10 protein-coding genes are annotated in these 11,611 nt (G+C 73.2%); 6 read left to right on the top strand and 4 right to left on the bottom strand.

Going from position 1 to position 11,611, the window contains the following annotated elements:
• Positions 1-79 precede the first annotated feature (79 nt).
• The 3 genes from ACIGAQ_RS22015 to ACIGAQ_RS22005 are packed head-to-tail and all read left to right on the top strand — an operon-like array spanning position 80 to position 3,533.
• On the top strand, positions 80-1,057 hold the full coding sequence (locus ACIGAQ_RS22015; protein WP_399785231.1) for an NTP transferase domain-containing protein: 978 nt from the start codon (positions 80-82) through the stop codon (positions 1,055-1,057).
• Positions 1,054-2,439 carry a molybdopterin molybdotransferase MoeA gene (locus ACIGAQ_RS22010; RefSeq protein ID WP_399785228.1) on the top strand — a complete coding sequence of 462 codons (1,386 nt, stop codon included), beginning with the start codon at positions 1,054-1,056 and terminating at the stop codon, positions 2,437-2,439. The genes ACIGAQ_RS22015 and ACIGAQ_RS22010 overlap by 4 nt, the downstream gene beginning before the upstream one ends.
• Positions 2,436-3,533 carry a potassium channel family protein gene (locus ACIGAQ_RS22005; protein ID WP_311682493.1) on the top strand — a complete coding sequence of 366 codons (1,098 nt, stop codon included), beginning with the start codon at positions 2,436-2,438 and terminating at the stop codon, positions 3,531-3,533. The genes ACIGAQ_RS22010 and ACIGAQ_RS22005 overlap by 4 nt, the downstream gene beginning before the upstream one ends.
• A gap of 81 nt (positions 3,534-3,614) precedes the next feature.
• On the opposite strand, the gene ACIGAQ_RS22000 is transcribed toward ACIGAQ_RS22005, so the two are convergent.
• Positions 3,615-4,463 (bottom strand): ABC transporter permease, encoded by an 849-nt coding sequence (locus ACIGAQ_RS22000; protein WP_311682490.1) that lies wholly within the window; start codon positions 4,461-4,463, stop codon positions 3,615-3,617.
• Positions 4,460-5,479 (bottom strand): ATP-binding cassette domain-containing protein, encoded by a 1,020-nt coding sequence (locus ACIGAQ_RS21995; protein WP_311682488.1) that lies wholly within the window; start codon positions 5,477-5,479, stop codon positions 4,460-4,462. Before ACIGAQ_RS21995 ends, ACIGAQ_RS22000 begins: the two co-directional genes overlap by 4 nt.
• A gap of 171 nt (positions 5,480-5,650) precedes the next feature.
• On the opposite strand from ACIGAQ_RS21995, the gene ACIGAQ_RS21990 reads away from it, so the two are divergent.
• Positions 5,651-6,652, top strand: coding sequence for an NAD(P)H-quinone oxidoreductase (locus ACIGAQ_RS21990; RefSeq protein WP_311682487.1), 1,002 nt, complete (start codon positions 5,651-5,653; stop codon positions 6,650-6,652).
• On the opposite strand, the gene ACIGAQ_RS21985 is transcribed toward ACIGAQ_RS21990, so the two are convergent.
• Positions 6,649-7,128: a hypothetical protein gene (locus ACIGAQ_RS21985; protein ID WP_399785223.1), complete on the bottom strand. Its 480-nt coding sequence runs from the start codon at positions 7,126-7,128 to the stop codon at positions 6,649-6,651. The genes ACIGAQ_RS21990 and ACIGAQ_RS21985 overlap by 4 nt on opposite strands.
• A gap of 188 nt (positions 7,129-7,316) precedes the next feature.
• Between ACIGAQ_RS21985 and ACIGAQ_RS21980 the strand changes: the two genes are divergently transcribed.
• Positions 7,317-7,859 (top strand): bacterial proteasome activator family protein, encoded by a 543-nt coding sequence (locus ACIGAQ_RS21980; protein ID WP_399785220.1) that lies wholly within the window; start codon positions 7,317-7,319, stop codon positions 7,857-7,859.
• A gap of 83 nt (positions 7,860-7,942) precedes the next feature.
• Here ACIGAQ_RS21980 and ACIGAQ_RS21975 read toward each other — a convergent pair whose 3' ends face one another.
• Entirely contained in the window at positions 7,943-9,580 is a 1,638-nt protein-coding gene (locus ACIGAQ_RS21975; RefSeq protein WP_362276010.1) for a protein kinase, read from the bottom strand.
• 335 nt (positions 9,581-9,915) lie between these two features.
• Between ACIGAQ_RS21975 and ACIGAQ_RS21970 the strand changes: the two genes are divergently transcribed.
• Positions 9,916-11,514 carry a protein kinase gene (locus ACIGAQ_RS21970; RefSeq protein ID WP_399785216.1) on the top strand — a complete coding sequence of 533 codons (1,599 nt, stop codon included), beginning with the start codon at positions 9,916-9,918 and terminating at the stop codon, positions 11,512-11,514.
• The last annotated feature ends 97 nt before the right edge of the window (positions 11,515-11,611 follow it).

The following is an 11,611-nucleotide window of genomic DNA, read 5'->3' as shown; positions in this document are numbered from 1 at the left end:
TCCTCCCGCGAGCTGTCGCTCGTGATCGCGTCGCTTCCCCCGCGTTCCGTGTGATCGCGGGGGCACGCATACTCGGGGGGTGACCGCACACCAGCACCCCGGCGCACCCGGCGCACCCGGCGCACCCGGCGCACCCGGCGCACCCGGCGCGTACGACGCCGTCGTGCTCGCCGGTGGTGCCGCCCGGCGTCTGGGCGGCGCGGACAAACCCGGGGTGCGCGTGGGCGGGCGGCCCCTGCTCGACCGGGTGCTCTCGGCCTGCGCCACCGCGCGGACCACCGTCGTGGTCGCCGCCCCCCGCCCGGTCCCTCGCCCCGTGACCTGGGCCCATGAGGACCCGCCCGGCGGCGGCCCGCTCGCCGCGCTCGACGCCGGGCTGCGGCACACCACCGCGGAGCACGTCGTCGTGGTCTCCGCCGACCTGCCCTTCCTCGACGCGGGGACCGTCGGCCGGCTCCTGGACACGCTCCGCGCGGGCGGCGCCGACGGCGTCCTGCTGACCGACCCCGACGGCCGCGACCAGCCGCTCGTGGCCGCGTACCGGGCCGCGCGCCTGCGCGAGACGCTCGCGCTCCTCACCGTCCGGCACGGCTCGCCGCACGGTCTGCCGCTGCGGCGCCTCGTCGCCGAGCTGCACCTCACCCGTATCGCCGATCCCGTCGCGTCCTTCGACTGCGACACCTGGGACGACATCGCCACCGCCAGGGCACGTATCAGGGAGCATGGGCACGTGTTGGATGAATGGATTTCCGCCGTCAAGGACGAACTGGGCATCGACCTCGACGTCGACACCCGCGGCCTGCTCGACCTCGCCCGCGACGCCGCGCACGGAGTGGCCAGGCCCGCGGCGCCGCTGACCACCTTCCTGGTCGGTTACGCCGCCGCCCGGGCGGGCGGCGGCCCCGAGGCGGTCGCCGAGGCCGCCCGCAAGGCCGCGGCGCTCGCCGCGCGCTGGGCCGAGGAGAACGGCTCGGACGCCGCGCCGCCCGCGCCCACCGCCGCCCGGGCCGACGTCGCCCCCGACGCCACCCCGGACACCCGGCCGGACGCCGGATGACCCCGCCCGGCAGCCGCACCGGCGAGGACGCCGAGGACCTCGACGTCGAGGAGGTGCTCGCCCTCGTGAACGACAGCAGCGGTCACCACGCGCGCGGCCCCGCCGCCCGGGGCGGGACGGACGGCATCCCCACCCCTCCCCGGCAGGACGCCCCCGCCCCCTCCGACCGGCACCGCGCCACCCCTTGGCCGGAGGCCCGTGCGGTCGCCGAACGGGCCGCGCGCACCGCCGTCCGGGCCGCCCGCCGCGCCCCCGTCTCCGTGCCCCTGGGCGCCGCCCTCGGCCTCACCCTGGCCGTCCCGCTCGACGCCCTCACCGACCTCCCCTCCTTCGACACCTCGGCGATGGACGGCTGGGCGGTCGCCGGCCCCGCCCCCTGGTCCGTCCGGGACGAGAGCGTCCTGGCCGGGCACGCCGGACCGGCGCCCCTCACCGACGGCGAGGCCGTCCCGATCGCCACCGGCGCCCGCATCCCCCCGGACACCACCGCCGTCCTGCGCACCGAGCACGGCCGCACCGACGACAAGGGCCGCCTCCACGCCACCCGGGACGTGATGACCGGCCAGGACATCCGCCCGCGCGGCCAGGAATGCCGCACCGGCGACCAGCTGCTGCCCGTCGGCACCCTGGTCACCCCGGCCGTCCTGGGACTGGCCGCGGCGGCCGGATACGACACCGTCACCGCCGTCCCGCGCCCCCGGGCCGACGTCCTCGTCCTCGGCGACGAGCTGCTCACCGAAGGGCTGCCGCACGACGGGCTGATCCGGGACGCCCTCGGCCCGATGCTGCCGCCCTGGCTCCGGGCGCTCGGCGCCGAGGTCACCGCCGTACGGCGCGTCCGCGACGACGCCGACGCCCTGCACGAGGCGATCGGCACCTCCGAGGCCGACCTCGTCGTCACCACCGGCGGCACCGCGGCGGGCCCCGTCGACCACGTCCACCCCACGCTGCGCCGGCTCGGTGCCGACCTCCTCGTCGACGGCGTCAAGGTCCGCCCCGGCCACCCCATGCTGCTGGCACGCACCACCGAGACCCAGCACCTGGTCGGCCTGCCGGGCAACCCGCTCGCCGCCGTCTCGGGACTGCTGACGCTCGCCGAGCCGCTGCTGCGGATCCTCGCCGCCCGCCCGGCCCCGGAGGCCTACACCGTGCCGCTGCGGGACGGCGTCCAGGGGCACCCGCACGACACGCGGCTCGTGCCCGTCGTCCTGCGCGGCGACCAGGCCGTGCCGCTGCACTACAACGGCCCGGCCATGCTGCGCGGCATCGCCGCGGCCGACGCGCTGGCCGTCGTACCGCCCGGCGGCGCACATGCCGGGCAGGAGGCGGAACTGCTGGACCTGCCCTGGGCGGCCGCAGGAATCGGGGTGTGTTTCACGTGAAACTTCCGGGCCAGGACGCGATCGCCCGCCAGGCCGACGAGCATCTGGTGACTCATCGGGTGAAGCTCCCGAGGAAGGTGGTGGAACACCCGTTCCGCCAGGTCGCCAAACGGCTCTCCATGGCCCTGGTGGTCCTCGTCGCGACCGCACTGATCGTGTACGCCGACCGCGACGGCTACAACGACAACGCGGGCGGAGGCATCAGCCTCCTCGACGCGTTCTACTACGCGACGGTCACCCTCTCCACCACCGGCTACGGTGACATCACGCCGGCCAGCGAAAGCGCCCGGCTCACGAACATTCTCGTCGTCACGCCCCTGCGCGTGCTGTTCCTGATCATCCTGGTCGGTACCACCCTCGAAGCCCTCACCGAGCGCACCCGCGAGGAGTGGCGACTGACCCGCTGGAGGTCCACCTTGCGCGATCACACCGTCGTCATCGGCTTCGGCACCAAGGGCCGGTCGGCGATCCGGACCGTCTGCGCGACGGGGCTGAAGAAGGAGCAGGTCGTCGTGGTCGACCCCAGTTCCAAGGTGATAGACGCGGCGACCGCCGAGGGCTACGCCGGCATCGTCGGGGACGCGACCCGCAGCGAGGTGCTGAAGCGGGCCGAGGTGCACAAGGCCCGCCAGATCATCATCGCCACCCAGCGCGACGACACGGCGGTGCTGGTGGCGCTGACGGCCCGGCAGCTCAACCGCGGGGCGAAGATCGTGGCCGCGGTGCGCGAGGAGGAGAACGCGCCGCTGCTCAAGCAGTCCGGCGCCGACGCCGTCATCACCAGCGCCAGCGCCGCCGGCCGGCTGCTCGGCCTCTCCGTACTGAGCCCGTCCGCGGGCATGGTGATGGAGGACCTCATCCAGCAGGGCACCGGCCTCGACCTGGTCGAGCGCCCGGTCGTCAAGGCCGAGGTGGGCAAGACGCCGCGCGAGGTCGCCGACCTGGTCGTCAGCGTCATACGCGGACACCGGGTGCTCGGCTACGACGACCCGGCCGTGGGGAGGCTGGAGCTGACCGACCGGCTCATCACGATCGTCCGCAAGACACCGGCGACCCAGGTCACCCCCGACATCCGGCCCATGCACCGCGACTGACGGCGTCCCCGCCCCCGGACGACACAGGACCGGCCCCCGCGCACGAGGCGAGTGCGCGGGGGCCGGTCCCGTCCGCAGGCGTCACTTGCGGTTGTACAGCCGCATCGTGACCGGCCCGAAGACCAGCACGAACAGCCCGGCCCAGCCCAGCGTCCAGGCGACCTCGGCGGCCGGCCAGTCACCGGCCATCAGACCGCGCACCGCCGACGCCAGATGCGTGACGGGGCTGTTGTTGACGAAGGCCTGCAGCCAGCCCGGCATGGTCTTCGGGTCGACGAAGACGTTGGACAGGAACGTGAGCGGGAAGATCACCATCATGCTGACGCCCATCACCGACTTCTCGGTGCGCAGCAGCAGCCCGAACATCGTCCAGATCCACGAGAAGGCGAACGAGAACAGCACCAGCAGCGCGATCCCGGCGAGCACTCCCCCGACGCCGCCGTCCGCCCGGTAGCCGAGGATCATGCCGACGGTCAGCATCACGACCGAGGCGATCGTGTACCGCAGGGCGTCGCCCAGCAGATAGCCGACCATGGTCGACGGCCGCCAGATCGGCAGACTGCGGAACCGGTCGAAGACGCCCTTCTCGATGTCGGTGTTCACCGAGACGCCCGTGTACATCGTGATCATCACGACCGACATCACGAGGATGCCCGGCAGCAGGAACTGGATGTACTCCTTCGGCGAGCCGGCCAGCGCCCCGCCGAACAGGTACGTGTACATCAGCACCATCATGATCGGGAACGCCGTGACGTCGAAGAGCTGCTCCGGCACGTGCTTGATCTTCAGGATCGCCCGCCAGCCGAAGGTCATCGACGCCGACCAGGCGCTGGGCCGGGGCGGCCGCTCCTTGGCGATGAGCAGCGCGGCGAGGGACTCGGTGCTGACGGGGGCGAGTTCCTTGCTCTCGGTGGTCGTCGCGGTGCTCATGCCGCCACCTCGTCCTTCCGGTCGGTGGAGTGCTCGGGGGAGTCGTGCGTGTCGTGCCCGGTGAGCGCGAGGAACACCTCGTCCAGGCTGGGCTGGCCCAGGGAGAAGTTGTCGACGGTGATCCCGGCCCGGGCCAGTTCGCTCAGCGCGCGGGCGGCCTGCTCGGCGGCCGAGTCGTCGTTCGCCGCCGTGCCGAGACGGGCGGTCAGGGCCACCTGGTCGGGCTCCAGCTGCACCCGCGCGTCCAGCGTCCGGCGCAGCAGATCGGCCGCGAGGGGCCGCTGGTCGGCGTCGCGCAGCCGCAGGTGGACGGATCCGGCGCCCACCGACGACTTCAGCTCGCCCTTGGTGCCCTCGGCGATCACCCGGCCGCGGTCGATGACGGCGATCCGGGACGCCAGCTGGTCGGCCTCGTCCAGGTATTGCGTGGTCAGCAGCACGGTGGTGCCCTGGGCGACCACCGCCCGCACGATCTCCCACACCTGATTGCGGCTGCGCGGGTCCAGACCGGTCGTCGGCTCGTCCAGGAAGAGCAGGTCGGGGGTGTTGAGGATGGACGCGGCGATGTCGATCCGGCGCCGCATGCCGCCCGAGTACTGCTTGACCTGCTTGGCCGCCGCCTCCGTGAGCCCGAAGGCCTCCAGCAGCTGTGCGGCGCGGTCCCGGGCGGCCTTCTTGTGGTGGCCGAGCAGCCGGCCCAGCAGGACCAGGTTCTCCGTGCCGGTGAGGTCCTCGTCGACCGAGGCGTACTGGCCGGTGAGGCTGACCCGGCCGCGCACCTCGTCGGCCTCACGGACGACGTCGTGCCCGAAGACGTGCGCCTGGCCGCCGTCGGGCCGCAGGAGCGTGGCGAGCATCTTCACGGTGGTGGTCTTGCCGGCGCCGTTCGGGCCGAGGACGCCGTAGACCGTGCCCGCGGGCACGGCCAGGTCGACGCCGTCGACGGCCCTCGTCTCGCCGAAGGTCTTCACCAGGCCCGCGGTCTCGATCGCCAGGCCGGACGTCTGCGTGCTCATGCTTCGGGTCCTTCCGGTGCACGGGGGCTACGCATGGGGAGACCTTTACCGTCGCGCAAACTCATCGGTCCCGCACACCGGTTTTCGCGAGGACCGGACCAAGGGACCAGCGGACACCGGCCCGGCGACGGACCGGACTCGGTCCCGGGACCTAGGGGTAGCGTCCCCTACATGTATGCGATCACGATTCCCGAACCCGGTGGGCCCGAGGCGCTGGTCTGGGACGAGGTCCCCGATCCGGTGCCCGGCGAGGGCGAGGTCCTGGTCGAGGTGACGGCCGGGGCCGTCAACCGCGCCGACCTCCTGCAGCGGCAGGGCTTCTACGACCCGCCGCCCGGCGCGTCCCCCTACCCCGGCCTGGAGTGCTCCGGGCGGATCGCCGGCATCGGCCCGGGCGTCTCCGGCTGGAACGTCGGCGACGAGGTGTGCGCTCTGCTGGCCGGCGGCGGCTACGCCGAGAAGGTGGCCGTCCCGGCCGGGCAGCTGCTGCCCGTGCCCGAGGGCGTGGACCTGAAGCAGGCCGCGGCGCTGCCCGAGGTGGTCTGCACGGTCTGGTCGAACGTCTTCATGGTCGCCCACCTGCGTCCCGGCGAGACGCTGCTGGTGCACGGCGGCTCCAGCGGCATCGGCACCATGGCCATCCAGCTGGCCAAGGCCGTCGGCGCCCGGGTCGCCGTCACGGCAGGCACGAAGGAGAAGCTGGAGCGGTGCGCCGAGCTGGGCGCGGACATCCTGGTCAACTACCGCGAGCAGGACTTCGTCGAGGAGGTCAGGAAGGCCACCGACGGCGCCGGGGCCGACGTCATCCTCGACAACATGGGCGCCAAGTACCTGGAGCGCAACGTCAGGGCGCTGGCCGTCAACGGCCGGCTCGCGATCATCGGCATGCAGGGCGGCGTCAAGGGCGAGCTGAACATCGGCGCCCTGCTCGCCAAGCGGGCCGCCGTCACCGCCACGTCCCTGCGGGCCCGGCCGCGGGAGGAGAAGGCGGCCATCGTCGCGGCCGTCCGCGAACACGTCTGGCCGCTGTTCGCCGGCGGCCGGCTGCGCCCGGTCGTCGACCGTGAGCTGCCGATGCCGGAGGCGGCCACCGCCCACCGGGTCGTGGAGGAGAGCGGCCACATCGGCAAGGTGCTGCTGATCACGCCGCGGAGCGCCGCGGACACGGCCTAGTAGGGGCCCGGGCGCCGCAGCCGGAGTCCGACGAACGCCAGGGCGAGACCGAGGCCGATCAGCACCAGCCCGCTGCCCAGCGGCAGGATCCGCAGGACCGGGCCGACGGGGCGGTCGGCCCGGGCGGCGGCGGCCTCCCGCACGGGCGGCTCCGCCGGTGCGGTGGGCGGCGGGAGGGCCTCGCGGGACGCCTCGGGCGCGGCGCTGCGGCCGGCGTCCGGTTCCTCCCCGGTGCTCTCCGGCCGCCCCGGCCGCTCCCGCCCCTCGCCCGCCCGGCTCCCGGCCCGGGAGGGCTCTCCCGTCCCGGACGGGGCCGGCCGGGCGGACGGGGCGGCGACGGCCCCCGCACCGGTCACTTCGTCGTCGGTCGGCACGGCGGCGTGGGACCGCACGGCCCCGTACGGTGCGACGACCGCACCCGCCCCCAGGGCGAGCACCAGTCCCGCCACCCGCAGTGCGCGTAGCCATGGAGTCACGTGGGTGACCCCCTCCCGCCGTGCCCGGTGGGGCAGTAACGGCAAGTCGGGTCCTGTCGAGGTCATCAGCCTCACACCACCCCGCCCGCGCGGCACTCCGGGTTCGGCCGACGGGCGGAACGGCGGCGAACCGGCCTCACCCGGGGGCACCGCACCGGCGAGGTGCGGGCGTGCGAGAGAATGGCCGCATGGAGATGCCGAGGAACGAAAGGTCGCCGGAGAACCCGCAGATCCTGGTCGTGGGCCAGGACGGCATGGCGCTCGGCGGCGGCGGTGGGGACGAGGACTCCCGCGAGACCCCGGTCACGGAGCAGGTGGAGCAGCCCGCGAAGGTCATGCGGATCGGCAGCATGATCAAGCAGCTGCTGGAGGAAGTGCGCGCGGCTCCCCTGGACGAGGCCAGCCGGGTCCGGCTCAAGGAGATCCACGCCAGCTCGGTGAAGGAGCTGGAGGACGGTCTGGCGCCCGAGCTCGTCGAGGAGCTGGAGCGGCTCTCCCTGCCGTTCACGGACGAGGGCACCCCGAGCGACGCGGAACTGCGTATCGCGCAGGCCCAGTTGGTCGGCTGGCTGGAGGGGCTCTTCCACGGGATCCAGACGACGCTGTTCGCCCAGCAGATGGCGGCCCGCGCCCAGCTGGAGCAGATGCGCCGCGCCCTTCCGCCCGGCGTCGGCCACGAGGGCCTCGACGAGCAGCAACCCGGCGGCCGCTCCGGCGGCCCGTACCTGTAGACCTCGGGCGCAGTCCCACGGACGAGAAGGGCCCGGCGGCCGGAGCCGCCGGGCCCTTCCTCATGTCCGGACCGTCCGGGGCGTCAGGACGGCGGGTTGCCCGTCGAGACGTTGAGCTCGATCGTCGGCATGTCGTCCGGGTCGACGTCGGTGCCCTTGGACGGGAACTGGTTCATCACCGTGCCCTCGCCGTAGGTGTTCTCGTCGACGTTCTTGGTGTCGATCTGCCAGCCCGCCGCCTGGGCGCAGGCCTTGACCGACTGGATGTTCTTGAACTTGAAGTCCGGGATCTCGATCTTCTCGGGGTCGTTGTACGACTCCTGGGGCTCGGTGCACTCCTCGGCCTCGATCGTCTTCGTCGGGTCCGGGGCGCGGTAGCCGGGCTTCTTCTCCGCGGACGCCGACGCACTGGCCGAGCTGCCGCCCCCGCCCTTGTCGTCCTCGCCGCCGCCGTTCATCAGCAACGCCGTGACCAGGCCGCCCACCGCGACGATCGACACGATGACCGAGCCGATGATCACCGGCTTGTTGCTCCGGCCGCCGCCCGAGGGGGCGGTCCCGGACTGGGGCGTCAGGTTGTACGGCGGCGGGGTCGACGGCCCGGGCTGCGGGGAGTACGCGGCCGGGTTCGGCGTCTGGTAGCCGCCCTGCTGCGGATAGCCGTAGGCCGGGGACGGGGCCGGCGTGCCGTACGGGTTGGGCGGCGGGGTCGGCTGGTACGGCGTCTGCACCTGGCCCGACGGGGCCGGCGTCGCCTGGTCGACCGGCGGGAACACGGCAGAGCCGACGCCCGCCCCGCTCTGCGCCTGCGTACCCGGCACGATGCTCGGCGGCGCGGCCTGGAAGGACGCCGCCACCCGCAGGCACTCGCCGCGCATGGCCTCCGCGCTCGGGAAGCGCTCGTTCGGGTTCTTCTTCAGGGCGCGGGTGATCAGCGCGTCCACGGCCGGCGGCAGCGCCCGGTTGATGGTGGAGGCGACCGGCGGCTCCTCCTGCACGTGCGCGTACGCGATGGCCAGCGGCGAGTCGGCGTCGAACGGCAGCCGCCCGGTGACCAGCTGGAACAGCATGATGCCGACCGAGTACAGGTCGGAGCGGGCGTCGACGCCGCGGCCGAGGGCCTGCTCCGGCGAGAGGTACTGCGGGGTGCCGACGACCATGCCGGTCTGCGTCATCGACGTCACACCCGACTGCATGGCGCGGGCGATGCCGAAGTCCATGACCTTGACCACGCCGCGCTTGGTCATCATCACGTTGCCCGGCTTGATGTCCCGGTGGACCAGGCCCATCTCGTGGCTGATCTCCAGGGCGGCGAGCACGTCGGCGGTGATCTTCAGCGCCTTGTCGGCGGGCATCGCGCCCTGCTGCCGGACGTCCTCGTCGAGGACCGAGCCGAGCGGGCGTCCCTCGACGTACTCCATGACGATGTACGGCGTCGTCATGCCGTCGAGGGTGTCCTCGCCGGTGTCGAAGACCGAGACGATGTTGGTGTGCGTGAGCTTGGCCACGGACTGGGCCTCGCGGCGGAAGCGCTCGCGGAACGCCTGCTCCCGGCCGAGGTCCGTGTGGAGTGTCTTGATGGCGACCTGCCGGTCGAGCACGCTGTCGTACGCGAGGTGCACCGAGGCCATGCCGCCCTGGCCGAGCAGGTCACGCAGCTGATAGCGGCCATTGGCGAGCGCCCGCCCCGTGTACTGGCCCTGTGCGCCGTCCTGGCTCATGTTCCCCGTCCCCCGTAGCCCCTGCAGGCGCCGCCGACTGTCGCTGATCCAAACCGCCATTCCCGGCCAAGTCTGCCCCAGGGCACTGACACGTCAAGCTCGGTGCCCGTTCCGTGACCGTACGCGAAAGAAGCGTCGCGGAAGCGTTACAGGGGGCGTACGGCCGGTACACAGAATTTGCACGACGGCACGGGGTGAAGGTTTCATGGCCCGTCCGTCTCGTGCCGGTCCTGGCACCCGTCTCGGACCGGAGGCTTGCGCGGAGGCTGTAGCGTGGCCGACGGAGACCGTAACAACACCGCGCGCACCGCGGGCAGAAACGACGGCGAGGACTGATGGCACAGCAGCAGGCCGCTCAGGGCCCGTCCGACCCCGAGGCGTCCGGCGGCGGCATGTCGGACGCGCCTGAGCTCTGGGGCAACGGCGGGCTGGTCGGGGACGGCCGGTACCGGCTGACCCGCAGACTCGGCCGGGGCGGCATGGCCGAGGTGTTCGCCGCCGAGGACGTCCGCCTCGGACGCACCGTCGCCGTCAAGCTGCTCCGCTCCGACCTCGCCGAGGACCCGGTGTCCAAGGCGCGCTTCACGCGCGAGGCCCAGTCGGTCGCCGGTCTCAACCACCACGCGATCGTCGCCGTGTACGACTCCGGCGAGGACTTCGTCGGCGGCCAGTCCGTGCCGTACATCGTCATGGAGCTGGTCGAGGGCCGCACCATCCGCGACCTGCTGATGAACGCCGAGGCGCCGGGCCCCGAGCAGGCGCTGATCATCGTCTCCGGTGTGCTGGAGGCGCTCGCCTATTCGCACCAGCACGGCATCGTGCACCGCGACATCAAGCCCGCCAACGTCATCATCACGCACAACGGCGCCGTGAAGGTGATGGACTTCGGCATCGCCCGCGCCCTCCACGGCGCGTCCACGACGATGACGCAGACCGGCATGGTCATGGGCACCCCGCAGTACCTCTCCCCCGAGCAGGCCCTCGGCAAGGCCGTCGACCACCGCTCCGACCTGTACGCCACGGGCTGCCTGCTCTACGAGCTGCTCTCGCTGCGCCCGCCGTTCACCGGCGAGACCCCGCTGTCGGTGGTCTACCAGCACGTCCAGGACATCCCGACCCCGCCGTCGGAGGCCTCCGACGCCTGCCCGCCGGAGCTGGACGGCCTGGTCATGCGCTCGCTGGCCAAGGAGCCCGACGACCGCTTCCAGACGGCCGAGGAGATGCGCGGACTGGTCCAGTACGCGCTGCAGATGCTCTACGACCAGGGCGGTCACACCGGCACCTGGAACACCGGCCCGGTCGACCTGCACGAAGGCCGGCACACCCCCTCGGGCGGCTTCGCCGGCACGGCCGTGATGGGCCACCCCGGAGACGCCTCCGGCACCACCCAGATCCCCTCGCCCATCCTCCCCGCCGGCTACGGCAACGGGGACGACGGCGGCTTCGAGGGGCAGGGCAACCGGGGCAGCGGCCGCGGCAAGCTGTGGATCCTCGCCGTGCTCGCGGTGATCGCTATCGCGGCGGGCGTCGCCCTGGCCCTGCAGAACACCGGTGACGGCCAGGACGACCCGGGCAAGAAGCAGTCGCCGACGTCCTCGCAGACGGCCGAGGACAAGACGCCCAGCGAGACGCCGAGCGACGAGCCGACCGACGAGCCGACCGACACGTCCACGGACGACGGCACCGGCACCGGTAACGGCAACGGCGACTGGACGCCGTCCTACACGCCCTCCTCCACGCCGTCGCAGAGCGCTCCCGAGTCGCCCACCGGCGAGCCGACGGGCGAGCCGACCACCGAGGAGCCGACCGGCGAGCCGACCGACGAGGAGCCCACGGACCCGGGCGGCACCCCGACCGGCGACACCGCCGGCGGCACCGACGCGGGCACCACGACCGGCGTCGTCGGCGGTCCGGGCGGCGAGGGCGGTACCTGACCGCCGCGGCGAAAAACATGATCCACGCGCGCGTGGGACCCGGAGACGGGGCCCACGCGCGCGCGTCGTTCGGGCACGCCGAGAAAAGAACTCTTCC

The sequence above is a fragment of the Streptomyces sp. NPDC085932 genome, from assembly GCF_044540525.1.
In the GTDB taxonomy this organism is placed as follows: domain Bacteria; phylum Actinomycetota; class Actinomycetes; order Streptomycetales; family Streptomycetaceae; genus Streptomyces; species Streptomyces levis.
Note: the sequence above shows the minus strand (reverse complement) of the source record. Positions and strands in the feature narration are given on the sequence as shown.

What these genes read in the sequence shown, in the direction of transcription:
- ACIGAQ_RS21980 (WP_399785220.1), top strand. Translation starts at nt 7,317, where the DNA reads ATGGAGATGCCGAGGAACGAAAGGTCGCCGGAGAACCCGCAGATCCTG.
- ACIGAQ_RS21990 (WP_311682487.1), top strand. Translation starts at nt 5,651, where the DNA reads ATGTATGCGATCACGATTCCCGAACCCGGTGGGCCCGAGGCGCTGGTC.
- ACIGAQ_RS21970 (WP_399785216.1), top strand. Translation starts at nt 9,916, where the DNA reads ATGGCACAGCAGCAGGCCGCTCAGGGCCCGTCCGACCCCGAGGCGTCC.
- ACIGAQ_RS22000 (WP_311682490.1), bottom strand. Translation starts at nt 4,463, where the DNA reads ATGAGCACCGCGACGACCACCGAGAGCAAGGAACTCGCCCCCGTCAGC.
- ACIGAQ_RS21995 (WP_311682488.1), bottom strand. Translation starts at nt 5,479, where the DNA reads ATGAGCACGCAGACGTCCGGCCTGGCGATCGAGACCGCGGGCCTGGTG.
- ACIGAQ_RS22010 (WP_399785228.1), top strand. Translation starts at nt 1,054, where the DNA reads ATGACCCCGCCCGGCAGCCGCACCGGCGAGGACGCCGAGGACCTCGAC.
- ACIGAQ_RS21975 (WP_362276010.1), bottom strand. Translation starts at nt 9,580, where the DNA reads ATGAGCCAGGACGGCGCACAGGGCCAGTACACGGGGCGGGCGCTCGCC.